The organism is Paenibacillus sp. SC116 (assembly GCF_024733555.1).
Taxonomy (GTDB): Bacteria; Bacillota; Bacilli; order Paenibacillales; family Paenibacillaceae; genus Paenibacillus_B.
Genome location: NZ_JANIOF010000005.1, coordinates 147,848 through 174,438, shown reverse-complemented (window position 1 = coordinate 174,438; position 26,591 = coordinate 147,848). Strand labels below are relative to the sequence as shown.

Here is a 26,591-nt window from a genome sequence, read left to right as displayed (position 1 = left end):
AGTAGGGTGTTTGTTCCCTCTGCACCATAATATACAAACGGGTGTTCTAGAAATAGACATGTTATAATCATAATCAAAGTTTGTTAAGAAGAAGGGTATTACCTTTTCAAATAGTGAGTAAGGAAGATATACCAGTTACCAGTCAATAGCTAGATGAAGGTTCCTACATGGGCAAAGGCTTCTTATAAAGCTTAGAGCTGCACACAAGGAACATTGAAATATAAATGAGTCATCATACGATCGGAATAATTAACGACATATACGAGACATAAGGGCGGTGAGAAACGATGGCTTTGACATTTATAATAGGTCGTTCAGGGAGCGGGAAGACGACTCATATATTGGATCGAATTCGTGAGCAGGTAATACAGCAGCCAGAAGGACCTCCTATTATACTGCTCGTTCCGGAACAAGGAACGTTCCAGTTGGAGCATGAGCTGGTTAAGACGGAAGGGCTTCACGGCTTGCTGCGTGCGCAAGTGTTAAGCTTTCGTCGTTTGGCGTATCGAGTTATGCAAGAGACTGGCGGTACGGCATTGACTCCTATCAATGAAGAAGGGAAGAAGATGCTGCTATACCGCATTATGCAGCAGAAGAAGAGCAATCTTTCTCTTTTCTCTGGTACAGCAGAGCAATTTGGTTTTATTGAAAAATTGAATGCTTTGTTCGATGAAATGAAACGTTACCGCATTCAGTCTTCTGATGTTGAGGAGCAGCTTAGCTGGCTGACGGGAGGGTCAGGACATCCGCTGCTGGCTGCCAAACTGCGAGATATTACAGAAGTGATGCGGGAGTTCGAGATCGAATTGTCCCAGCATTATTTAGATGGCGAAGATGTGTTGATGCGTTTGGCAGAAAGTGTGCCGCAATCTTCTTATGTGCGTGATGCTCAAATATGGATCGACGGCTTCCATGGCTTCACGCCGCAGGAATTATCCGTATTAGCTGCACTAATGCTGCAAGCAAAAGATATGCGCATTGCGCTTACTTTGGATCGACCGTATGAGCAAGGACAAACGCCGCATGAGCTTAATCTATTTCACCCTACTGCTACTACGTATATTCAGCTTCGAGAAATTGCCGACACGCTGCAAGTGCCAATAGGAGATATGGTTCAATTGGATGGTCGAGCAACAGGCAGCTTGCTTCGTTTTAAAGAGTCGCCTTTGCTTGCCCATCTTGAGAAGCATTATGAGCGACGTACAGCTTGGCAGGAATCGACAGCTTCACAGAAAGAGCAGCAAGCTGTTACTGTGCATGCAGCTGTCAATCGTCGAGTGGAGGTAGAAGCGACAGCAAGAGATATGTTGGCTCGTGTGCGCAATGGTGAAGCCCGTTGGCGCGATATGGCAATCGTTGTTCGTAATATTGGAGACTACAGCGCCCTTATAGATACGGTGTTTACAGACTTCGATATTCCTTATTTTAAGGACCAGAAGTCAGGCGTGCTTCATCATCCTTTCGTTGAGATGACAAGAGCAGCGCTTGATATTTGGATTGGTTTCTGGAAGCCGGATGCGGTGTTCCGCTTTATTAAAACCGACTTCGTTCTGCCGGATGATGGTACTTTCACGCGATTGGATATGGATCGGTTTGAGAACTATGTATTGGCCGCGGGAATTGAAGGCAGACGTTGGATGAGCAAACGCCCTTGGCCGAAAGTCCCTTCTTTGTCGCTGGATGCAGACAGTTCCTCAGAAGAAGAATCGGGAGCACCAGCTTTCATCGAACAGTGCCGACAAGTCGTTGCTGCACCGCTTATGGCGTTGGAGCGGGGATTGTCTCGTGCAAGCGATGTTCGCGATATGTGCGAAGCTTTGTATCGATTTTGGATGGACTTGGGCGTGCCGTATCGTTTAGAGCGCATGAGTGCCGAGGCGATGCTGAATGGTGATGTACAGCGTTCGCGCGAGCATCGTCAAATATGGGATGCGGTGCTGAACATCCTCGATCAGCTAGTTGAGATGGCTGGAAATGAGAAGATTACACTGGAATTGTTCGCTGGTATGTTGGAGACAGGCTTTGAGAGTGTGAAGCTGGCGCTTGTTCCTCCTGCGCTTGATCAAGTGCTAATCGCATCGATGGATCGGACGAGAACGGGTCAGATTAAACATGCTTATTTGCTAGGTGCGAACGATGGCATTATTCCAGCTCGACCAATCGAGGATGGTGTGCTCACGGAGAATGAGCGTGACGTCTTACTCGACACGGGTATGCAATTAGCCCCTGGTGTTCGTCGTCAGCTATTGGATGAGCGCTTTCTCATCTACAATGCATTGACCTCAGCCAGTCATACATTATCGGTGAGTTATGCGCTTGCTGATGAGGAAGGAAAGTCATTGCTTCCTTCCGAGGTCATTCGGCAAATACGCCAGCTTTTCCCGCATGTAGAAGAGCAGTTGGAAATGGCTGAGCCAAATGAATTCATGGGCGAGCTGGAGCAGCTTCGTTATGTCGCACATCCAGAAATGGCTTTGCGTCATCTTATTTCGCAGCTGCGAGAATGGCGACGTGGAGTGGCAATCTCGCCTGTATGGTGGGATGTGTATCATTGGTTGCGCGCTCAGCCAAGCTGGCAGCATCGATTACGCACCTTAACAGGCTCACTGTTGTATCGCAACCAAGTGCAGCCTTTGGATAAAAATACGAGCCGCAAACTTTACGGCAGTAAACTTCGAACGAGTGTATCGCGGATGGAGCGATTTGTTGCTTGTCCATTTTCTCACTTTGCTTCACACGGACTGAAGTTGAGACAGCGCCAATTGTATCGCTTGGAAGCACCGGACATCGGTCAGCTGTTTCACGCGGCTTTAAGTCAATTTGCGAATGATTTAAAGTCCAATCAACGTTCTTGGGCTGCATTGACAGCTGATGAAAGTCGGGCAGAAGCAGATCGTATTGTCGATTTGCTGTCGCCTCGACTACAAGGTGAAATATTGATGAGCACCAATCGCTATAAGCATATTTCTCGTAAATTGAAGCAAATCGTAGCGAAGGCTGCTGATGTCATCGGGCAGCATGCGCAGCGAGGAGAATTTGAACCGCTGGCGCTGGAGATTGATTTTGGACCAGACAAGCCGCTGCCGCCGCTTCAGTTTACGTTGGACAATGGCTGTACGATGGAGATTATCGGAAGGATTGATCGGGTCGACTGCGCGGATAGCGAACAAGGCATTTTGCTGCGAGTAATTGATTACAAGTCTAGCGCTACTGATTTGAAGCTTCAGGAAGTCTACTATGGCTTATCGCTGCAAATGCTTACTTATTTGGATGTGCTGCTGACTCATGCGGAAGAATGGATCGGGCAAACGGCATTACCGGCTGGTGCGCTTTATTTCCATGTGCATAACCCATTGCTTGCTGCTACGAACGGAATGGCGCCAGATCTGGCGAATGAGCAGTTGATGAAGAAGTTTAAAATGAAAGGTCTTGTATTGGCAGATCGTGAAGTGGTGGCGAAAATGGATGCGCCATTGGAGAAAGGCTACTCTGATATATTGCCTGTTGCTGTGAAGCAAGATGGATCTTTTTATAGCAACGCGAGTGTGGCCACTACTGATCAGTGGGATGTTTTGCGACACAATGTGCGAAATGTCATTCAACGAATAGGCACTCACATTACGGACGGTGAAGTTCAAATTGAGCCTTATCGAATGGGACCTAGCAAAGCTTGTGACTATTGCGACTACAAGCCTGTATGTCAATTCGATGAGCTGTTGGAAGGCAATCAATATCGAATGCTGCCTCGGATGAGTAAAGACGACGTATGGATGCAACTGCAGGAAGGAGGCGAGTCATCTCATGGATCAAACGAATAAGCGAACGAAAGCCAAAGCTGGGCAGCCATCACAGCAAGAAGTAGAGCAGATAGCTATCGATCTGTTTGATTTCGTGGATCAAATCATTGAGGAAGAGCAAGCTGTGCAAGAGTCTGCCGAACAGTCAGAGTCAATACATCAACTGCCTTTCGAACACGAAGAGTTATTGTCAGTTTCAGAACAGGCTGCATTGGAGTCTTTTGTGCCTGCAACAGCACTAGCGCCAAAGCCGCAAGATGCTACTTGGACGGACGAGCAATGGCAAGCAATTGTTGACGGTGGCCGCAACATCCTTGTAGCTGCTGCAGCGGGATCAGGCAAGACGGCAGTACTTGTAGAGCGGATTATTCGCAAGGTTATAGATGAGCACAAGCCCGTTCATGTCGATGAGCTGCTGGTGGCAACGTTCACGAAGGCAGCTGCAGCAGAGATGCGCGAACGTATTCGTCTTGCTCTTGAGACAAAGCTTGCTGAGTCTCCTGATTCAGAGCATATTCATCGTCAGCTGGCCTTGTTGAATCGTGCTTCCATTACGACCTTGCACTCCTTCTGTCTAGAGGTGATTCAACGTTACTTCCAAATGATTGGATTGGACCCCTCTTTCCGCATTGCGAATGAAACAGAGACGCAAGTGATGCGTCAGGATGTGCTGGAAGAGTTGTTCGAGGAGAAGTATGAGCTAGAGGATGAGGGATTCCGCCGCTTTGTTGACTGGTTCAGTGGAGAGCGTAATGATGAAGCTGCGTTCCGGCTTGTACAGCGGTTATATGACTTCTCACGCAGTCATCCTTGGCCAGATGCATGGCTTCAGCACATGGCAGCTTCATTCGGAGCTGGCACGGTAGAGGAACTTTCTGCTTCACCGTGGGCGACAAGTATTATGACTGATACAAGATTGACGTTGAATGCAATCGCAGAGCTGCTGCGGCAAGCGACACAGCTGAGCGGTACGCCTGGTGGGCCTGAGCCTTATCAGACTGTATTAACTGAAGAGTGGCAAATGGCCACTCAATTGCACAATCGATCATTACAGCATCCATGGCATGAAATGGGTGCATTTATGGAGCAGCTTGAATTTGGTAGGCTGCCTGCATGCCGTGGTGACCGTTATGAGAAGTCCTTGCAAGAGCAAGTAAAGAGGCTGAGGGATCAAGCGAAAGCTCGTTTCTCACAGCTGCGAGAAGAGCTGTATAGACGTGCACCAGAACAATTTTTAATCGAAATGAATAATATGGCGCCGCTTATGAACACGCTCGTCCATGTTATTCAGCAGTTTGGTGAACGCTTTGAGCAAGCAAAACGCGGTAAAGGCTGGCTTGATTTCTCGGACTTGGAGCATTATTGCCTTCGTATTTTGCGTGCGCCTAATAGCACGCCAGAACATACGGAACCTTCGGATGCAGCGCTGCAATATCAAGGGCAGTTTGCTGAAATTTTGCTGGATGAATATCAGGATACGAACATGGTGCAAGAGGCCATCGTGAACTTAATTTCACGTCAAGATAAAGGCAATCGCTTTATGGTTGGCGATGTAAAACAGAGCATTTATCGATTCCGCTTGGCAGATCCAACGTTGTTTATGAATAAATACGACCATTATGTACGTTATGATCGCAATGATGACGAGTTGGATATGCATAGTGATCGAGAAAGAATACAAGAAGAAGCGGTATTAGAGAAGAAGCGTTCGAGTGATTTCGTGGATCAGGACGGGAGTGCTCCAAAGGGAGCTCGCATTGATCTGGCACGCAATTTCCGAAGTCGAGTCGAGGTTGTTGATGCAGTTAATATGCTGTTCCGTCAACTTATGAATCGGCATGTGGCAGAACTTAGCTATGATCGGGATGCGGAGCTTGTATGTGGTGCGATGTATTATCCTGAGCTGGATGCTCAAGGGGATACAGCATCTACATCATCTAGTGACTATGACTATAATGTTCAGCCAGAGTTTGTCCTAATTGAAAAAGGTGGAGGCGCGGAGTCTCATACTGGGGATGAAGAAGATGCCCTTGATTCAGAACAGCCGCCGACACAGGAAGTCGATCCATCAGAGCTGGAGACCGCAAGAATTGAAGCGAGAGCAATCGCTGCCCGGATACGAATGATGATGGGTGATGGGCGTGAGCAGCCTGCTCAGGTGTACGACAAGCAATTGAAACGAATGAGGGCAATCAGTTACCGTGATATCGTCATATTGCTGCGTGCGACACAATCATGGGCGCCATTAATGGTTGAGGAGCTGCGCTTGGAAGGTATTCCAGCTTATGCAGAGTTTAATACGGGATACTTTCAGGCGACGGAAGTGGAAATTATCGTTTCGTTGCTGCGGGTCATAGACAATCCTTATCAGGATATTCCGCTCGCGGGTGTGCTTCGTTCCCCAATCGTAGGGCTTTCCGCGGAATCATTGGCGCAAATTCGCCTGTATGCGAAAAATAAGCCGTATTTTGATGCACTAACGCTAGCAGCTGGATCAGCAGGTACGGAACCAATCGAATGGGATGGTGAAGCACTGCTTGCAGAGGAAGATGTACATCGCGTTCAGCATTTTATGTCCTTATGGGAGCGTTGGCGTGAAGAAGCGCGTCAAGGCAGCTTATCAGAGCTTATTTGGCGTATTTATCGTGAGACGGGTTACTACGAATGGGTTGGAGGATTAGCAGGCGGTACACAGCGTCAGGCTAACTTGCGGGCCTTGTACGATCGCGCGCGTCAATACGAGGGCTCTTCTGTTCGGGGGCTATACGCGTTCCTTCGTTTCATTGATAGGATGAAAGAAACGGGTGGAGACTTAGGGACAGCTCGAGCACTGGGAGAGCAGGAAGATGTCGTCCGCCTTATGACCATTCATAAAAGTAAAGGTCTTGAGTTCCCTGTTGTGTTTATTGCAGGTATGGGGAAGATGTTCAATCAGCAAGATTTGAATGCTGCATTCCTTATGCACAAGCAAATGGGCTTCGGACCGAAATATGTAGATGAATCAACACGTGTTACTTATCCAACGCTGGCCAATTTGGCTATTCGCCGTCAGATGAAGCTGGAGTTGTTGGCGGAGGAGCTGCGTGTGCTGTATGTTGCCTTGACCCGACCAAAAGAAAAGATGATTCTTATCGGCACGGTAAACGATGCGACTAAAGTGATTTCGCAGTGGGGAGAAGCTCTTGATGTGGAATCATTGCTGCTGCCTGATTACTTGATAGCCCGTGCCCGCAGTTATATCGATTGGATCGGCCCAGCGTTAATTCGCCATCAAGCCGCGTCTGAATGGCGCACGTTGGCAGGTTTACCGAATCGCAATGGCAGCTGCATGATTGACGAGCCATCAGATTGGAAGCTAACGCTTATTCCTGCCTCGATCCTTGCACTGACTTCCAGCTTGGAGACGGATAATTCCTCTGTAAGCGATAAGCTCGCGTTGTTGGAACGAATTGCTGCCTTGGATGAGCATATCGAGGCGGAACGCTCAGAACATGAGCAGACGATTGCGGAACGCCTTAGTTGGAGAGATCCTTATCGACTCGCAGAAATGCTTCCAGCGAAGACGTCTGTTACAGAGATGAAGCGTCTATTTGCCCAGGATGATTTGCCTTCTTCTACTTGGGTTCATAGCAGTGAAGTGGACGAGGATATTGCGGATGAAGATGGCCTGCCTGTTGAGAAAGAGCTACCCGAGAAAACGGGTTCAGTATCAGGATCGGCAGACGGATCTGACTTAACGTATACACTGCATTTGCGTCGTCCACGCTTTATGGAGCAGAAACGGCTGACTCCAGCAGAACGCGGAACCGCGTATCATTTGCTGATGCAGCATTTGCCGCTTAACGGCAGTATGAGCACGGATATTATTACGCAAACGCTAATCGGCATGCAGGAGCGTCAGATTATGACTGCTACACAAGCAGAGGCGATTGAGGTCGATAGTGTATATGCCTTCTTTGAGAGTGACATTGGGCAACGGTTGTTGCATGCAGATTGGGTGCAGCGGGAGCTTCCGTTCTCCTATGGGCTTACGGCCGCAGAAGCGTACACGATAGAGTTGTCTACATCTGGAGACACTGGCGAAAGACTTCGCTATGTAGCGACTTCCACATTCGCAGCGAAGGATAATTCGAATCTATTGGAAGAGGAAACTGTGCTTGTTCAAGGTGTTATTGATTGTATTTTCCAATCCAATGATGAGCTGATACTGCTTGATTACAAGACAGACCGTGTGCGTAGTCAACAGGGTGGTGTAGAGGGTCTGGCAGAGCATTATCGCTTCCAACTAGATCTATATGCACGTGCGATAGAACAAATTTGGAAGCGTCCTGTCCATAAGCAAGCCTTATATTTCTTCGACGCCAAAGAAGCGAGATTACTATAACCTACAGTAAAGCAATCCTGAGCGCAGACGATGTGTTTAGATGATAGATGATATAACCAAGCAAGTAACATGTAAGGAGAGGAGGATGTACATGCGGGTGTTGCATACGGCGGATTGGCATTTTGGCCGGACGCTTGAGGGACGCAGTCGGATGGGGGAGCAGGAAGCTTTCGTCGATGAGCTCGTACAGATCGTGAATGAAGAAGCGATCGACGTTATTTTATTGGCTGGGGATGTATATGATACCGTCAATCCTCCAGCGGCCGCGGAGCAATTATTCTATGAGGCAATGGAATGTTTGTCTGACCAAGGCAAACGCCCCATTGTTATTATATCGGGGAACCATGATCATCCTGATCGTTTGGCTGCAGCTTCTTCACTGCTGCGCCGTCAAGGAATTACGTTGATAGGTCAGCCCGTTGATGAAGCGGTTCGTATTCAGCTTGCGCGTACGAACGAAGAAGCGATTATCGCAGCGCTTCCTTATCCATCAGAAGCGAGACTGAAGCAATTGCTAACTCTAAATAATGAGGAAGAAGCAATTCGTTCTGCTTATAGCGATAAGGTAGCTCAATTGTTTGCAAGGCAGACAGCAGCTTTTCGTGATGATACGGTTAATTTGATGATGAGCCATCTGTATGTACTTGGTGGCAAAGAAACGGAGTCGGAGCGTCCGATTCAAGTCGGAGGAGCTTATACGGTACATCCAGATGCCTTTTACCCGGTACTTGGGCAGGAATCACTGCATGCTCAATATGTTGCATTAGGGCATCTTCATCGACCACAGATGGTTAAGGGAAAAGGGGTTATCCGCTACAGTGGATCTCCCATAGCCTACAGCTTCTCAGAAGCGGGACAAACGAAGTCTGTCACCGTATTCGATGCTGCTCCAGGTTCAGTAATTACACCTGAAGAAAAGTATTTAACATCGGGGAAAGTGTTGTCTACTTGGCAGGCAAAAGGCGGATATGCAGAGCTGTGTAATTGGCTTGACGAAGGGCGTGATGCTGAAGCGTGGCTAGATGTGAGTGTCCATTTAACCGAAGCATTAACGATGGAACAAATTCAGCATATTCGACGTGCCCATGCTGGTATTGTGCATATTCGTCCTATCTATCCGGAGATGGAAGCAATCGCCGTAGAGGAAGGCCAACGTTCAGCTTTGCCCGTTCATGAGTTGTTCAGACGATTCTATGAACGGCAAACTGGCGGGGCAGCTCCTGATGATACATTAGTCGATCTGTTCCTTGAATTGATTGGCGATGAAGAACCTGTAGAGGAGGAGACTGCTGGATGAAGCCATTAACTTTGAAACTGAGTGGTCTCCAGAGTTATCGGGAGGAGCAGGTTATCGACTTTGAAACGCTGTGCGAAAGCGGATTGTTCGGTATTTTCGGCCCAACTGGCAGTGGTAAATCGACGATTCTAGATGCGATAACGCTTGCGTTGTATGGCAAAGTGGAACGTGCGACGAATGGGACACAAGGCATTATGAACCAAGCTGAGAATCAATTGATGGTTTCTTTTGCGTTCCAATTGAGCAGTGCGGAGGAGACGAAGACTTTCCGAGTGGAGCGCAGATTTAAGCGTTCCAATGAAATTAGCATAAGTAACTCCGTTAGCCGATTTGTTGAAATTACAGCGGAAGGTGATGTAGTTTTAGCAGACAAGCTTGCTGATGTTACCCGACTCGTCGAAGAACATATCGGATTGAAGATGGATGACTTTACCCGTGCGGTTGTACTTCCGCAGGGCAAGTTTGCTGAATTCCTTTCGCTTAAGGGCAGTGAGCGTCGCCAAATGCTGCAACGTTTGTTTTCTTTGGAACGGTATGGTGATGTGTTGGCGGGCAAGCTGTCACGATCACTCAAGGATACAGAAGGTGAAATACGTACCAGCTTGGCGGAGCAGCAAGGGTTGGGAGATGCGTCTGCTATAGCCTTGGAAGCGGCAGAAGCAGTAATGATAGAGACAGCACAGGCTGCAGAGGTAGCCAAGGTTGAACGACAGCAGACAGAGGAGCGCTATCAAGCATGGAATGAGCTCCGTAAAATGCAAGTTGAGCGTGATCAACTAGAGGAACGTCGTAAGCGCGGAGAACAGGAATCCGAGCGGATGCAGCAACAGCAGCAGCGTTTGCAGCGTGCGTTGGAGGCAGAGCAAGTGATGCCTTCTATCCATGAAACGGCGCGAGCGCAACTAGAGCATGATCGTAGTACACAGCTGCTCAGCAGTACTGAAGTGCAGGCTAAGACAGAACAAGCGACACGATTATCAGCAGAACAAGCATGGAACGAAGCTAAGTCGCTACGTGAGCAGCAGGAACCTGAGCTTCATCAACGGATTGATCAGTTGAAACAGGCTGTGCAGGTCAATCAAGAGTTGGAGCAATTGACTGCCGAGCTAGCTGAACATGAGGCAAAGGGTTGTGCATCTACCGATAAGGCTACTCACGCTCAAACGGAAATAACTCGAATCAGTCAACTGCTGCAGCGAGCAGTTGTGCGGCAGGGCGAGTTAAAACAACGTATGCGTGAGCTTGATTGTCCAGCTGCGCTTAGAGAGCGTATGCATGAGGCGCGTCTGGCGAAGACGACGTTAGCAGAAGCAGAGCGTCGCATGGCTGAATTGGATAACCAAATGGACCATACGAAGCAGCATCTTGAACGTTCGAATGCAGTGATGCGTGAGCAAATGGAACTTACTATTGCGTGGAGCGAACAGGTGCCAACATGGCTGACTTCTGTAGGTGAAGTGCAGCGTGAGTTGATGGCAGAGAAGCAGCGGGCTGAACAGTTTGCGGCACAGATACGGATAGAGTTGGATCAGGCACGAATCGAAGCGCGGAATGCTTCTAAGGCTGCGTTGGCCGCTGAGTTGGCGGAGACGCTGCAGGCCGGTGAATCTTGTCCTGTTTGTGGATCGAAGGAACATGTGGTGCTGAATCATAATTATTCAGAACAGCAGGCGATATATCAAAAGGCAGAGGAGCAAGTTGAGAACTTCGAACAATGGCTAGAGGAACTGCGTACCATAGCTGTTTCGGTGGAGAGTGCGCTTGAACGTTGTTATTCGTTGCGAACAGAGCTGCGTGATCGTCTAGCAGACACGAATAAGCGTGCTGCATCTTGGTTGCCGTCATTAAGTGCAGAAACAGAAGGAGCAGCCGCTCAGGCGAAGCTAATGTTTGAGGGAATGGCAGTGAACGAAGAGTTAGAGCCTCTTGTAGTCTCACAGGCCGATACCCAGTCACAGCAAGCTAACAGCACTAGATTAGATGAATTATCTGAAATGAAGCAGCGTGCCGCTCAGGCGGTTTCACGAATTGATCATCTAGTTCAAGAAAAAGACAGCCTACTTCGTTCCATTGATGAACAGTTATGGAGTTTACAGCAGGCGGTTTCGAGTTTGAATAATTCACAGCAAGCGTATCATGAAACAACTGCACAAAACGCTGCGGCCAATCAGGTACTAAAGGACAAGCACCAGTCTTGGCTGGAGCTGTATCCTGAATGGGATCCGCAATCACTAGACGAGCACTGGCAGGTACGTCAAGAAGCAGATCGTGAGCTTGAAGATAGTCGTCAGCGCTATGAGAAAAGTGTAGCGTACATTGAAGAAATGGAAGGCCAGCTTAAGCAGCAGCAGCAATTGCATCGTGAAGCAGAGCTTATGGTCGTACAAAGTGAAACAGCCAAACAAGGCTTATTGCGAATAAAGGCAGAATACGATGCGAGACTTGCTCCTTGGCTGGAGTTTGGTCCAATACCGACTCAACTTCATTCCAGCGAGCAGCAGTTGTTTGCCATTCGTCAACATGAAGAACAAACGCAGCAGCATGCTGAGACGGCAAGACGCCGTGAGGCAGAAGCGGCGCAGCAGCTTGCCTTATCACAGCAGGCTGCGAACAGTGCAGAGGTTCGACTTAGCGATGTGCAGCAGCAGCTTCATCAAAAGCTAGAGCAAGCCAAATTTGCGAATCAAGATGAGGTTGCTGTTTGTCGTTTAGAAGAGGCGGAGCGTCAGCAGATAGCTGAGGAGTATGCGGCCTATGAAGAAGAGCAGCGTACCATTCAAATTCGTATGAATCGAATCGTAGAGCAGCTTCAAGGCCGAGAGATCGGTGATGAAGATTGGTCTGCATGTGTTCAGCAGTGGCAGTCGGCGGCAGAACGTGATGAAGCAGCTTTCGCATTGCGTGTGAAGGCGGAGCGCGATGTGGAACAGCTGCGTGTGAAGCATGCACGGTGGATGGAATTAGAGGAGCAAATGAGCGGCGGTCGTGAACGGCATAGTCGCTTGCAGCAGCTTCAAACAGTATTCCGTGGTAATGCGTTCGTTGAGTTCGTTGCAGAGGAGCAGCTTATGCAAGTCAGCCGTGCTGCATCTGAACGTTTAAAGCTACTAACCAAGCAAAGATACGCGTTAGAAGTTGATTCAGGCGGAGGGTTTGTTATCCGAGATGATGTGAATGGGGGAATTCGAAGACCTGTTTCTACCTTGTCGGGTGGAGAAACATTCCTGACTTCTCTTGCCCTAGCGCTGGCGCTATCTGCACAAATTCAGCTTAGAGGCATGTATCCGTTGCAATTTTTCTTCCTTGATGAAGGCTTCGGTACGCTGGATCCAGAACTATTGGATACGGTTATAACTGCACTTGAGAAACTGCATCATGATAAGCTAGCTGTAGGTGTCATTAGCCACGTGCCTGAACTTCGAGCGCGTTTGCCGCGAAAGCTTGTAGTGACACCAGCTGAACAGGCGGGTAGAGGCTCGCGGATTGGATTAGAGTCGTTGTAATTCAGAGTAATGAGTTATCCCATATGCCATTTTAAAGATGGCGGGATAGCTCTTTTTTTATTTTGAAAATAAAAAAGCCTCTGATTAGAAACATTGTGAAGCAAATCACAGTAACAGTTTCTAACGACTGTTATATTACAGTTACCGACATTTTTACTTTGGATGACACCTCGGTAAACCTGTTGCTTCTACATTACACAAGTACGTTTACTACCGCTTCCATTTGTAGAAACAACATGTTTACAGCGTTTATGCGCAGCCTGCAACTGCAGGATGAGGTGTCTTTTTGTTATGCAATTATTGCAAGTGTACGTGAATTGTATATAAATATTTGCTTGTTGTTTTGGTAATTCGCTCACCACCTTGGGCGTAGGCGAATATCATGGAGCATTACATGATTGTGCTAGTCAATAAGGAGGTTACTATGGATAATAACAGGCAAGGTAGTCAGGCTAAACAACAAGCTGCTCAACAGGAAAAGAGATTTGAAGGAAATAATACTCCTAACTATGGTGCATCTTTTGCGCCTCAAAATACTCAGCCTAATTTTGTTCCTATGCAGACAATGCCGAATGTGCAGTCAGTACCTAATATGCAATCGAATATGCAATCGATGATGCAATCCATGTCGAATGTTCCACCGATGCCAATGCCGAATATGCAGGCTATGATGCATTCCGTACCTAACATACAACCGATGGCAAATGTGCAGCCTATGGTTCAACAGGCCATGTTACCGAATGCACAACCATATCCAGTAACACCGCAAGGAACTGTTGTACAACAGGCGATAGGTGAAAACGCATGGAAGCCAAATGGTGAATTCGGTGGTTTGGCTGCTGATGGTGAAAACATAAAGGATATATGTAAAAAATATATGCACCATCATGTTCAAGTAAAAACAAGTGAGAATCAAGTTTTTCAAGGTGTAATTACTCATGTGGATGATACGCATGTACATTTATCACCTGCATCAATGGGTGGAGAATATGGCCAGTATGGGGAAAGTATGTCTCATCCATACACAATGTCACAGGATTACTCTACTTATTCAACTCCTTATTATTGTGACTCCTGTTATCGCGCTCTCGCAAGACCTCATGGTGGCGGTTTTGGAGGCGGTTATCATGGTGGAGGAGGCTATCATGGTGGCGGCTACGGTTATCATGGCGGATACTATCCCCGGCCACGCCCGCCATTTTACGGCGGAGGCTTCTATCCCTACTACAACCCCTATTTTTATGGATATGGCTACAATCCGATCATTTTGCCTCTTGCTACGCTAGCAGCTTTATCTCTTCTCTAATGTAATACGCGATCTAAGCACCTCTATGCTGCAGCTGTGGGGGTGCTTTCATTTATTTCTCTAAGACGTTATTTATCTCAAAAATAGATGTGATGTGCTAGCATCATAGTTTTAATTAATAGATTAGCAGCAGAAAATAGGGATACATAGAATAACCAAAAGAATGGACTGAAAATTGGACTTGGATTGTATTTTTCGATATGATATCCCTATAGTATGGATTGAATTTTATGGCCCGAGATATTGCTAGTGCAACGTGGGCTGTATGTGTAAATAAACACTTCTAGGAGGAGGATTAGGATGGATTGCATTTTTTGCAAAATAATCGAAGGTACGCTGCCTTCTAAAAAAGTATACGAAACGGAACAAGTGGTTGCTTTTCATGACATCCAACCCAAAGCACCTATACATATCGTAATTATCCCGAAAAAACACATTCCGACAATGAATGATTTGCAAAAAGAAGATTATGCGTTGTTAGGAGATATTCATGAAGCTGCACAACAAATCGCGAAAGAGTTGGGCGTAGCAGAGTCTGGATACCGCTTAGTTAACAACTGTAACAAAGATAGTGGCCAGATTGTTTTCCATATTCACTACCATCTGCTAGGCGGCGAACCGCTAGGAGACATTGTTGGTTCTAGATAGTGATTTCAGTAATTATTTACAGTTCGCAAGAGCAAGGTTGACACTGTATTTCTTCATCACATATAATGTAATTTGATGAACCGTGTTTTGTTCTTGGACGGTCTGGTCGGAGGGAGGGATAACTGGTGTCTGAAACGAAAGTTCGCAAAAACGAGACGATCGATGCTGCACTTCGACGCTTTAAGCGCTCCATCGCAAAAGATGGCGTATTGGCTGAAGTTAAAAAGCGTAAGCACTATGAGAAGCCAAGCGTCAAGCGTAAGAAGAAGTCCGAGGCTGCTCGCAAGAGAAAGTTTTAGGAGGATTAGCACCAATGGATCTAAGCCTACGATTGAGCGAAGATATGAAGCAAGCGATGAAGAGTAAAGACAAGTTCAAACTCTCCACCATCCGCATGGTTCGTTCGGCAATCCAGAATGTTGAGATAGATACGAAACGAACTTTGAATGACGATGAAGTGCTTGAAATTCTAGGTCGTGAAATCAAACAGCGGAAAGATGCCCTCCATGAGTTCGAGAAAGCTAACCGATTCGACCTTGTAGATACCTTGAAAGAAGAGCTTGACATTCTGTTGGAATACCTTCCAGCACAGCTTTCTGAAGAAGAAATTAAAGCCATTGTACGAGAGACCATCCAAGAGACCGGTGCTACTTCGAAAGCAGATATGGGTAAGCTTATGGCTGCCCTAATGCCAAAGGTCAAAGGACGTTCCGACGGTAAACTTGTCAATGCGATTGTTCAACAGCATCTGCAATAAACGAATCTTTATAACTGATCGACAGCCAAAACACTCCTTGTTTCAAGGAGTGTTTTTATTTTGTCTTCCTGTTGCAAGTGAGCATGTGGAGCGATTGAGATAGCCATTATAAACGGTGTATCCTTATGAGCTGATCTGTAGTTGTGCGTTGTCGTGCTTGATGATTTTGTTAGATTATTGAAACGTAATTGATGAAATTACGTATTATCGCATATATGGAATCAAGAAAGTAAGAACAGTTGATATACTAAACAGAGAAGGGGGTAGTGAATTGAATTCACGTTCTGTAACGTTAAAGAGATGGCTTATTTTGACGACGCTTACTGTTTTTGCTCTGACAGGTCTGCTAGGCGTGATCAGCAGTATTGGTGTAAAGCCAGTTTATGCTGAGTCCGTTCCTGGGACTGTGAATGATGGAGTAGTTGCCGTCATAAAGCTAGAAGGTGCTGTAGATCCAATTATGGAGTCGTACGTCCGTCGGGCGATTGAAGAAGCAAAGCAATCGAAAGCGGAGCTTATCGTGTTTGAAATGAACACACCTGGTGGAAGGTTGGACAGTGCTGAAGCATTGGGGCTTCTCATATCGGAGAGCCCAATCCCAACAGTTGTTTATGTAAATGGCAAAGCAGCATCTGCTGGTAGTTATATAGCGCTTAGCGCAGATAAGATTGCGATGACACCTACGAGTATGATCGGATCAGCAGCGATTGTGGATGTGAATGCCGAATTGGTTGACAATCCAAAAGTGGTCGCTGCGTGGTCGAGCTTGATGAAGGGTGCTGCTGAGGCCAATGGCCGCGATGGTACTTATGCAGTTGCGATGGTTGATGTGAAGAATGAATTAAAGCTTCCTAAGCTTGACCGTACGAAGAAGGCGGGAGAAGTGCTTGCCTTGGATACAAAAGAAGCGATCAAAGTTGGTTATGCGGATTTTGAAGCAGCTTCTCTTCAGGAATTGCTCACTCAAATGAAACGCAGCAATCCTCTTATTCTAACGATCGAGGTCGCTGCATCAGAACGGGTAGCTTCGTTTCTGATGAATCCTGTTGTCGCTACTGTGCTTCTGTTCATCGGTATTGCAGGCATTGCAATTGAGCTGATTGTACCAGGGTTCGGTGTGCCAGGTATTTTGGGTGTACTTAGTTTTGGCCTATACTTCTTCGGCGCTTATGTCGCTGGATTAGCAGGGATGGAGGCATTCGTCCTCTTTATTCTAGGTCTTGTACTGCTCGTATTGGAACTGTTTGTACCGAGCTTTGGTATATTGGGAATACTAGGTTCTGCCAGTCTTATTACAAGTGTCGTGCGAGCTGCGTATGACACATCTGATGCGCTGTTGTCCTTGGGGATTGCATTCATCGCCGCTACTGTAGTTGTTGTCATCATTGCACGCATATTTAAGCATCGCGGAGTATGGAATCGATTCATTCTTCGAGAGCAATTGACAACGGAAGATGGTTTTGTGTCCGCACGAAATGCATCCGAGCTCATCGGCGAAATTGGTGTTGCATTAACTACGCTTCGACCATCTGGTACCGCGTCGTTCAACGAACGAAAAGTTGATGTCGTTACCGATGGAGGGTTTATTAGCGCTGGTAAGCGCGTAAAAGTGATTCATGTAGAAGGAGTTCGTGTCGTTGTGCACGAACACGCAGATGACTAGGGGTTGCGGTTTATTGTAAACCTGCCTATATAGAAAAATGAATCGGAGGTTGTGCTGTTATGGATTTGAATATTAGCTTTTTGCTGACGGTCGCGGTTATTATTATCGCGGTGAGTGTATTCCTCAGCTTCTTCCCGGTAATGCTCTGGATTTCTGCTATTGCATCCGGTGTGAAAATTAGTATTATTACGTTGGTAGCGATGCGTCTACGTCGTGTTACCCCAAGTCGTATCGTTAATCCGATGATTAAGGCGACTAAAGCTGGATTGGGGCTATCCATTAATCAGTTGGAAAGTCACTATTTGGCAGGCGGTAATGTAGATCGAGTAGTAAATGCACTAATTGCTGCACAGCGTGCAAACATTAACTTGGAATTTGAGCGTGCAGCTGCTATTGATCTTGCAGGTCGTGATGTATTGCAAGCTGTACAAATGAGTGTTAATCCTCGTGTTATCGAGACGCCTATCGTTGCTGCTATGGCGAAAGACGGCATTGAAGTGAAAGTTCGTGCTCGTGTAACGGTACGTGCGAACATTGAACGTCTCGTTGGTGGTGCAGGTGAAGAAACGATTATTGCCCGTGTCGGTGAAGGTATTGTTACAACAGTAGGTTCTAGTGCTACACATAAAGATGTATTGGAAAACCCAGATTTGATCTCTCGTACGGTTCTAGGCAAGGGATTGGATGCAGGTACAGCGTTTGAAATCTTGTCCATCGATATTGCTGATGTTGATGTTGGTAAAAATATCGGTGCACATCTTCAGACGGAGCAAGCTGAGGCTGATAAGCGTATCGCTCAAGCGAAGGCAGAAGAACGTCGTGCGATGGCAGTTGCACAAGAGCAAGAGATGAAGGCTCGCGTCGTAGAGATGCGCGCACTTGTTGTTGAGTCTGAGTCTCAAGTTCCTTTGGCCATGGCTGAAGCGCTTAAGAGCGGCAAGTTGGGTGTTATGGATTACATGAACCTTCAAAATATTGAGGCGGATACGCAAATGCGCGGCTCGATTGGCAAGAATACGGACGCAGGACGTACCGACCATTCGGAAAGCTAGGCGATAAGCCATGGACAAACTATTTGATTTAATCTTTTCAAATATATTTGTAGTCGTTGCTATTGTGGGCTTCTTAATTTCGCTACTGGGCAATAAAAAGAAGTCGACCAACCGAATGCCAAGCTTTGGCGGCGAAGCGAAAAGTACGGCAACCCAGAGCGAACCTAATCATGAACATGATAAGGGAAGTTATGTTGACGAAGACGATGAGGAGAAGTATGAGCGTCAGCAGCCTCGATTAGAGGATGTGCGTACTACTCCCGTGTTCTCGACTGGATACAGCCGTGATCGTGAAGAGAATGTAGATGGTTATACATCATCAAGACTATCGGATACAACTTATCGTGCTCAAACTGCGGCAGCTAGAGAGGGTTCCTCATCTAGATATTTGCGAAATAGTCATGGAGGGCAACATCAGCATGACAAGGCCGACAAGACCGATTCCAATCAAACCTTAGCTGAACAGGCGCGTCAAGGTATAATATGGGCTGAAATATTGGGTCCTCCTCGAGCGAAACGACCGTTCCGCAATCGATAATATAAAAAGTCCCAGCCATTGTTCCTTTTTAGGAACGGGCCGGGACTTTTTTGTCTTTGTATCCTGCTGCTAATTCTCATATTCATTGCTGTTGGAGCATAAGTTGTAGAGTACAGGAAGGGGGCCTCACACGTATGAGCCGTATCATGCGCAAGTTGAATCAATGGACGGCGCATTTGTTTGATTTGCCGCAGGATATCGTATCTGATGTGCCCCGTGTATCCTTAATAGGCAATCGCAAGCTGTTCGTAGAGAATCATCGTGGAATTGTTCATTTTTCCAATGAAAATATGAGATTATCACTGGCAAAAGGTGAGTTGGAAGTGACGGGAAGTGAGCTAGTCATTCGCGGGATTTGGACGGAGGAAATATGTATCGAAGGCTACATAGCTGAAGTAAAGGTTCACGGAATGGAGGACACAAAGTCATGAAACCACCGTTAATGGGTAAGCTACGTGGATATGTCAAAATTCAAATTAGAGGACAGTATACAGAACAACTGCTTAATCTTCTTTTAGCAAAACGGATAATGATATGGGATGTGAGGCGCACAGAAGAACATCAGGTGAGCCTCTTTATTATAGTACCTGACTTTTTTCGTTTGCGGCCGTATTTAAAGAAGACAGGCTGCCGTGTTCATGTAATGGAGCGTTATGGACTTCCCTTTTCTGTAGGAAAAGTGCGCCGACGTTCTTTTTTTGTAGCTGGCGCATTTTTATTTTTGCTTGGATTGTACATGCTGTCATCCCTTGTGTGGACGATTGAGGTAAAGGGGAACGAGTCGATCTCAACCGATCAAGTGCTGGCGGCTGCGCATCAGGAGGGCATCTATCCGTTTCAGTGGACGTTCCGGCTCAAAGATACGGAGGAACTGTCTAAAGCGCTTCATGCGAAGTTGTCTTCTTCATCCTGGGTTGGAGTGACAAGGCAAGGTACTAAAATAGTCATTCATATCGTGGAGTCTACTGTGCCAAAAGCGAAAAAGCTGAATAACCCGCGTAACATTGTTGCCAATACAGACGCTGTCATTACAAGTATTATAGCCGAGGAAGGCAAAGCAATCGTGAAGCCGAATGATCGAGTGAGAAAGGGTCAGGTCCTTATTAAAGGAAGTCTGGGTTCTCCAGAGTCTCCATTGACCGTAGCCGCAAAAGGTAGTATACGAGGTCTCGTTTGGTATGAATATTCGATACAATCACCGCTTATAAGCAAGCAAAAAGTAATGACCGGTCAAAGTGTAGAGAAGTCTTATGTGCAACTGGGGCAACGACGTTTGCAGGTAAGTGGTTATGGGTCAATTCCTTATCAGCATTATGAAGTGAAGACTGAATTCAACGATGTAAATGTAGGGATGTTAACTTTGCCGCTTAAATGGGTAAAAGAAAAAATAATGGAAGTACAAATCGTTGAAGAGGCACAAGAACAGCAAGAGGCTGTTCAAATCGGATTACGGCATGCAAGATCGGATATTATGGCGAAATATGGACCGAATGCTCGTGTCGTAACGGAAAAGATTTTGCATCAGAAGACGGAGAATGGTAAAGTGAAACTTAAGGTTATGTTTGAAGTAGAGCAATCGATTGTAGAAGAGCAGCCTATTATAGGCGGCACTTCATAAAGACTAAATCATTTGACTAAGGCAAGGAGACTGAGATTTTGTCGCAACAACAAACAGTGAAACTTTCATTAGAGAATGCAGCTGAAGGTCTTGCACTATTTGGACCACAAGACAAGTATTTTAAGCTTATCCAAACCCACACCGAAGTCGAAATATCGTCACGTGAAGCAGAGATTGTCCTGACTGGTGATGCCGAAGAAGTGGAAAAGTTCAAACAGTTGTTTGAGGTGCTGCTCGAGCTTATCCGCAACAATATTGGATTGTCCGAGCGGGATATTATGTATGCCCTTGAGTTGGCAGAACAATGGAAAGTCCACGAGTTGCTGGATTTGTTTAAGGGTGAAGTGGCTCATACATATCGTGGCAAGCCGATTCGCGCTAAGACGATCGGTCAACGTCACTATGTGTCCATGATCAAGAAGCAGGATGTTGTATTCGGGATTGGACCCGCGGGTACAGGTAAGACGTACCTTGCTGTTGTTCTAGCGGTTACTGCTTTGAAGGAAGGATCAGTTAAACGAATCATCTTGACACGTCCTGCTGTGGAGGCGGGAGAGAATCTAGGTTTCTTACCAGGAGATTTGCAAGAGAAGGTAGATCCATACTTGCGTCCATTGTATGATGCTTTGCATGATGTTATGGGTCCTGATCAAGTCGCTAAGGCGCTAGAACGAGGGTTAATCGAAATTGCACCATTGGCATATATGCGGGGACGAACATTAGATGATGCATTCATTATCTTAGACGAAGCACAAAATACGACTCCTGAACAGATGAAAATGTTCCTAACGCGTCTTGGTTTTGGCTCGAAAATGGTCATTACAGGCGATGTTACGCAAATTGATTTGCCTAGAGGCAAAAATTCAGGACTTGTCGAAGCGCATAAAATACTTCGAGATATTGGGGAAATTGGCTTTATGCATTTTGCTGAACAAGATGTCGTTCGTCATTCCTTAGTACAAAAAATTATTATAGCTTACCAGAAGGAAAGCGAAAACCAAGGATAGAGAGGGTTGTTCTCTATGCTACAAGCAGAAGATAACGGCAGCAAGCGAAGAGTACGTCCTGTGAAAATGGGAGGGTGGAAAAATAGTTTAGGCATGCGAATTGTATTGTTCGTTGTGCTAACTCTATTTGTTTACTTTGCTCTAGCACCTAAAGTTCTGCCAGAAAAGTATGACATTCAGATTGGAAACGCGGTAGAGAAAAATATTATCGCTCCGATGCAAATTAAGGATAAGCAGGCAACGTTGAATGCTCAAGAGGAAGCAGCAGAAGGTGTAGCTCCTGTATATCCAATTGTTTCGATCAAAAATGAACGGTTAATTGACAGTATTTTTAATCGTATTGAGCTGTTGAATCAAGATGATCAATTGTCTTTTTCGGAGAAAGTCGATTTGTACCGTCGTGTTACACCACAAATGTTCGATGATTATATTCGATCGTTCATTTTGACAAGTCGCAATGCGAATACATATTCTGCACAGCTGCTGGAAGAAGTAACGAAGCGAATTGAAGAGCAGAAATATCGTGTGCCTGAAGAGACTTACATCAAGATGGCACGTCTTTCAAAAGAAGATATTGCCGAGATGAAGATCGTGGCTCGTGATATTGTCAGCACGCTAATGAGTGATTCGATCGCAGATGCGGCAGTTGCTAGAGCTAAGGTAGCGGAGTATGTGAATACGAGTTCACTGGATAAGCGCACTGAGCGAGAAGTGGTGCAAGAGCTAGTTAGACTGGCCATTACACCGAATAAGTTCTACGACGAGGAAGCCACGAAGCAAGCGAAGGTACAGGCTCGTGAAAATACACCTGAAGTATTTATTAAGCAAGGTGAAATTATCGTTCAAAAGGGCGAGATTATTACAAAAGATATGTACGATCTCCTCAAAGAAAATGGACTGTTGAAGACGGAAGTAAACTTGTGGCCTCAGTTTGGGCTGCTGCTTCTTTCAACGTTATTTACCTTGCTATTAGTTATGTTTATGCGTCAAGGAAGCCATACTCATTTTAAATACAATAACTCACAGTTGTTTATGTTATTGTTGATTTTCGCGATTAATATTATTTTGATGGAAATTGTATCTTTTGCGCAGACGGAAACAACCGCTTATATCGGATACGTTGCTCCAGTAGCGCTTGGCGTTATGCTAATAACGCTGTTGCTTGATGTCTCGCTAGCTTATGTTTCGGCTGTATTGTTCAGTATTATTGCGAGTGTATTGTTAAATACTCATCAAAATATGCTGTTTGATTTCAACTACGGCTTGTTTGCTCTCGTTGTTTCTTACGCATCGATTTTCGCGATACATCGAGCAAGCCAACGATCAACCATACTAAAGGCTGGAATTATGATATGTATCTTCGGTGGATTAACCGTATTGACTGTAGCGATGCTAAATGGTCTGCCGTTGAATAGCAAAGAAACATATTTAGCAGCGGTGTTTGCTTTTAGCAGTGGTCTGGTTACGGCTGTGCTGGTCATCGGACTTATGCCGTTTTTCGAGGTTACATTTGGCATATTGTCAGCACTGAAGTTGGTCGAGCTATCTAATCCTAACCATCCTTTACTGAGGAAGCTATTGACAGAGACGCCTGGAACGTATCATCACAGTGTTATGGTAGGTAATTTAGCTGAGCAGGCTGCAGAGTCGATTGGAGCAAACGGTTTATTGTGCCGGGTCGGCGCATTTTACCATGATATAGGAAAGACAAAGCGTCCAAGCTACTTTATTGAGAATCAGACCAATATCGATAATCCACATGATTATATTGACCCGAAGCTGAGTACCTCGATTATTGTTGCTCATGCTGGTGATGGTGCTGAAATGCTGAAGGAATATAAGCTGCCAAGGCCAATACGAGATATTGCGGAACAGCATCATGGAACAACATTCCTAAAGTATTTTTACCATAAAGCATTGAAGCAGGCTGAGGAACAAGGTGAAGAGCCGGACTTCACAGAAGATGAATTCCGTTACCCTGGACCGAAAGCGCAGTCGAAGGAAGCAGCGGTTGTCGGTATTGCGGATTGTGTTGAGGCAGCGGTTCGTTCGCTTCGTCACCCGACAATGGAGCAGATTGAAAATATGATCCACAAGATCATTAAAGATCGACTTGATGATAACCAGTTCAATGAATGTGACTTAACGATGCGCGAATTGGATATGGTTGCTCATTCTCTTAAAGAAACGGTAATGGGTATTTTCCATTCTCGAATTGAATACCCAGATGCTGTAAAGAAGCAGTCCGAAATAGCTAAAGGCGATATTAAGGCAGATGGACAATCTAGTGCTGATAACTTGCCTGCGCAGGAAGAATCCGCTATAACGAAGAACACACTGAAGCAATGAAAAAAGCAATGGCAAGAAGGAGAGTTTAATTGATGAACATCAAGTTGGAATGGAGCGACGAACAGTCCATTTATCCTATTAGCGAAGCATTGATACAAAAGTTGGAGCGTGTGCTTGTAGAAGCAGCCCAGATGGAAGGGATTGTGGAAGGTGAAGTAGCGCTTACATTCGTCGATGATGAACGCATCCATGAACTCAATCGTGACTATCGCCAAATTGACCGTCCGACAGATGTGCTTTCGTTTGCATTGAATGAGTCTGTTGATGAGGAAATGGATATATTGTACGAGGTGGAAGATGAGCAAGAGTTAGCTTCTTTAGGGGACATGCTTGGAGATATCATTATCTCGACGGAACGTGCTCAAGCTCAAGCTGACGAATATGGTCATTCACTGGAAAGAGAAATTGGCTTTTTGTTCGTGCACGGTTTCCTTCACCTAATTGGCTATGATCATCAAGATGATGAGAGTGAACGTGTGATGATGGACAAGCAGGAAGCTGTTCTATCCAAGATCGGGCTGACACGATAATGGATTGGCGTCATAATTGGCGTCGAACGTTTCAAGCAGCAATAGACGGTATTAAGTATGCTTATGCTACGCAGCGCAATATGCGAGTGCATGTATTTGCTTCATTGATTGTCATACTGCTTGGAATACTGTTAGAGGTTGCTACGAGCGAGTGGCTGTGGCTTTTGCTTTGTATTACCGTTGTGATCGCAGCGGAACTGATGAACACTGCAATTGAAGCTGTAGTAGATATGGTCATGCCGGATCAGCATCCGCTGGCTAAGATAGCGAAAGATACCGCCGCCGGAGCCGTTTTGGTAACGGCGGCGTTCGCCGTTATAACCGGAACTATTATATTTGGCGGACGATTCGTAACTTTGATTGGTACACTGTAAAATATGTTGTAATATGAAGATGTGAGGATTTATACCCAATCCTGAATATAAGGAGTTGACATCATGGATAAACAACAATTGATGGAATTGGCAAAACAAGCGAGGGAGCGTGCTTACACTCCTTATTCGCACTTTAAGGTAGGGGCTGCCTTGTTGGATAGCGAAGGGAACGTTCATATGGGCTGCAATGTGGAGAATGCTGCTTACGGTCCTACCAACTGTGCGGAGCGAACAGCATTATTCCGTGCAATTGCGGATGGCTGCAGCGCCAAGTCTTTCAAAGCTATCGCAGTCATTGGGGATACAACTGCTCCGATAACTCCTTGCGGGGTATGCCGTCAGGTTCTAGTCGAATTATGTGCTCCTGAGATGCCTGTTTATATGGGTAACTTGAATGGAGATTTGGTTGAGACGACGATTGGAGAATTGCTCCCGGGTGCATTTGATGTATCCAGCTTGGACAGTTCAGCGTCTCGCGCGGAAGGTTTGGCAAATAGCTAATTAGGAATAATTTTGATTATGGTTGCAACCGATCTGCCCACCTGCGATTGGCAATACTCTAATTATAATAAAGTAAAGTTATAAAAGAAGATTAGGAGTACAACATGAACAATAAAACATCTTATAAATCAGGATTCGTCGCAATCGTTGGTCGTCCAAATGTGGGGAAATCAACACTCATGAACCATGTTATCGGTCAGAAGATTGCGATTATGTCGGATAAACCACAAACGACACGCAACAAAATTCACGGTGTTTATACAACTGACTCATCGCAAATCGTATTTTTGGATACTCCGGGTATTCATAAACGCACATCAAAGCTTGGCGATTATATGAATCAGGTTGCTCTTAATACGTTAAACGAAGTTGAAGCAGTGCTGTTCTTGGTGGATGTTGCTGCTGGACTAGGCGGGGGCGACCGCTTCGTTATTGAACAACTAAAGCAGGTTAAAACCCCGGTAATTCTTGTCATGAACAAAATTGACCAAGTTCGCCCTGATGAAGTACCTGCTATGATTCAGCAGTACAATGCACTGCATGAGTTTGCGGCTATTGTTCCGATATCTGCTTTGCAAGGAAACAACGTAGATCGATTAGTTCAAGTGCTGCACGGTTATTTGCCAGAAGGACCACAATACTATCCTGATGATCAGATCACGGACCATCCTGAGCAATTTGTTGTTGCAGAGCTTATTCGTGAGAAAATATTGCATGCGACTCGTGAGGAGATTCCGCACTCTATCGCTGTCACAATCGAAGATATGCGTGTGCAGGAGAATGGCGTAGTCTACATTTCAGCTGTTATTTTTGTTGAACGCGACTCGCAAAAAGGAATCATTATCGGTAAGCAAGGTGCGCTGCTTAAACAAGTAGGTAAACAAGCTCGTAGAGATATTGAGACATTGCTCGGATCTCGTACATTTATTGAGCTGTGGGTTAAAGTAAAGAAAGACTGGCGTAACCATGAACGTGTGCTCAAGGATCTAGGTTTCCGTCACGACGTGTAGCAGACAACGAATTACTTATACATCCAACACATGACCATTTTTTGCAAAGGATAATCCCCTTCTGCTAGCGCATGCTAGTCTTGAAGACAACGTCATGTCCGACGAAAGGGGATAACACAATGCGTGATTTCTCATGGAATGTGTTCGCAATGACTGGTGATGTAGATGCATATTTGTTGTATAAGCATATTGCTCAGATTCGAGATACTGTTCCTATGGATGTTGAATCTGTGCAACCGTCAGAGCATGCGGAATAA

At 45.9% G+C, this 26,591-nt stretch carries 20 protein-coding genes; all 20 read left to right on the top strand.

Annotation, left to right across the window (positions count from 1 at the left end):
- The first annotated feature begins 287 nt into the window (after positions 1–287).
- Entirely contained in the window at positions 288–3,818 is a 3,531-nt protein-coding gene (gene addB, locus NQ117_RS19015; RefSeq protein ID WP_258279595.1) for a helicase-exonuclease AddAB subunit AddB, read from the top strand.
- On the top strand, positions 3,802–8,181 hold the full coding sequence (gene addA / locus NQ117_RS19010) for a helicase-exonuclease AddAB subunit AddA (RefSeq protein ID WP_258279594.1): 4,380 nt from the start codon (positions 3,802–3,804) through the stop codon (positions 8,179–8,181). Before addB ends, addA begins: the two co-directional genes overlap by 17 nt.
- Positions 8,182–8,272: 91 nt before the next feature.
- Positions 8,273–9,478, top strand: a complete 1,206-nt coding sequence (locus NQ117_RS19005) for an exonuclease SbcCD subunit D (protein WP_258279593.1) — start codon at positions 8,273–8,275, stop codon at positions 9,476–9,478.
- Positions 9,475–12,981 (top strand): SbcC/MukB-like Walker B domain-containing protein, encoded by a 3,507-nt coding sequence (locus tag NQ117_RS19000; RefSeq protein WP_258279592.1) that lies wholly within the window; start codon positions 9,475–9,477, stop codon positions 12,979–12,981. Before NQ117_RS19005 ends, NQ117_RS19000 begins: the two co-directional genes overlap by 4 nt.
- A 424-nt stretch (positions 12,982–13,405) precedes the next feature.
- Entirely contained in the window at positions 13,406–14,287 is an 882-nt protein-coding gene (locus NQ117_RS18995) for a hypothetical protein (protein WP_258279591.1), read from the top strand.
- 300 nt (positions 14,288–14,587) lie between these two features.
- A complete protein-coding gene (locus NQ117_RS18990; RefSeq protein WP_258279590.1) occupies positions 14,588–14,935 on the top strand; it encodes a histidine triad nucleotide-binding protein in 348 nt (115 codons plus the stop codon).
- Between the two features lie 125 nt (positions 14,936–15,060).
- Complete coding sequence (gene rpsU / locus NQ117_RS18985) at positions 15,061–15,234, top strand: 30S ribosomal protein S21 (RefSeq protein WP_005547957.1); 174 nt, start codon at positions 15,061–15,063, stop codon at positions 15,232–15,234.
- Positions 15,235–15,248: 14 nt separating this feature from the next.
- Positions 15,249–15,692, top strand: a complete 444-nt coding sequence (locus tag NQ117_RS18980) for a GatB/YqeY domain-containing protein (RefSeq protein WP_258279589.1) — start codon at positions 15,249–15,251, stop codon at positions 15,690–15,692.
- Between the two features lie 307 nt (positions 15,693–15,999).
- A complete protein-coding gene (locus NQ117_RS18975; RefSeq protein WP_483874619.1) occupies positions 16,000–17,355 on the top strand; it encodes an NfeD family protein in 1,356 nt (451 codons plus the stop codon).
- A gap of 59 nt (positions 17,356–17,414) precedes the next feature.
- Positions 17,415–18,407, top strand: a complete 993-nt coding sequence (gene floA, locus NQ117_RS18970; protein WP_258279587.1) for a flotillin-like protein FloA — start codon at positions 17,415–17,417, stop codon at positions 18,405–18,407.
- A 10-nt stretch (positions 18,408–18,417) separates the two neighbouring features.
- The gene (locus tag NQ117_RS18965; RefSeq protein ID WP_258279586.1) at positions 18,418–18,945 is read left to right on the top strand and encodes a hypothetical protein; all 528 of its coding nucleotides are present in this window, start codon (positions 18,418–18,420) and stop codon (positions 18,943–18,945) included.
- A gap of 134 nt (positions 18,946–19,079) precedes the next feature.
- Positions 19,080–19,376, top strand: coding sequence for a sporulation protein YqfC (gene yqfC / locus NQ117_RS18960; protein WP_258279585.1), 297 nt, complete (start codon positions 19,080–19,082; stop codon positions 19,374–19,376).
- Positions 19,373–20,563, top strand: a complete 1,191-nt coding sequence (gene yqfD, locus NQ117_RS18955; RefSeq protein ID WP_258279584.1) for a sporulation protein YqfD — start codon at positions 19,373–19,375, stop codon at positions 20,561–20,563. Before yqfC ends, yqfD begins: the two co-directional genes overlap by 4 nt.
- Before the next feature lie 38 nt (positions 20,564–20,601).
- Entirely contained in the window at positions 20,602–21,570 is a 969-nt protein-coding gene (locus tag NQ117_RS18950) for a PhoH family protein (RefSeq protein ID WP_375163097.1), read from the top strand.
- A 15-nt stretch (positions 21,571–21,585) separates the two neighbouring features.
- The gene (locus NQ117_RS18945) at positions 21,586–23,919 is read left to right on the top strand and encodes an HD family phosphohydrolase (RefSeq protein WP_258279583.1); all 2,334 of its coding nucleotides are present in this window, start codon (positions 21,586–21,588) and stop codon (positions 23,917–23,919) included.
- 32 nt (positions 23,920–23,951) lie between these two features.
- Entirely contained in the window at positions 23,952–24,449 is a 498-nt protein-coding gene (gene ybeY, locus NQ117_RS18940) for an rRNA maturation RNase YbeY (protein WP_258279582.1), read from the top strand.
- Positions 24,449–24,823, top strand: a complete 375-nt coding sequence (locus NQ117_RS18935) for a diacylglycerol kinase family protein (RefSeq protein WP_258279581.1) — start codon at positions 24,449–24,451, stop codon at positions 24,821–24,823. Before ybeY ends, NQ117_RS18935 begins: the two co-directional genes overlap by 1 nt.
- Before the next feature lie 63 nt (positions 24,824–24,886).
- Positions 24,887–25,324: a cytidine deaminase gene (locus tag NQ117_RS18930; RefSeq protein ID WP_258279580.1), complete on the top strand. Its 438-nt coding sequence runs from the start codon at positions 24,887–24,889 to the stop codon at positions 25,322–25,324.
- Between the two features lie 104 nt (positions 25,325–25,428).
- Complete coding sequence (era, locus tag NQ117_RS18925) at positions 25,429–26,334, top strand: GTPase Era (protein WP_258279579.1); 906 nt, start codon at positions 25,429–25,431, stop codon at positions 26,332–26,334.
- Between the two features lie 119 nt (positions 26,335–26,453).
- A complete protein-coding gene (locus tag NQ117_RS18920) occupies positions 26,454–26,591 on the top strand; it encodes a YqzL family protein (RefSeq protein WP_258279578.1) in 138 nt (45 codons plus the stop codon).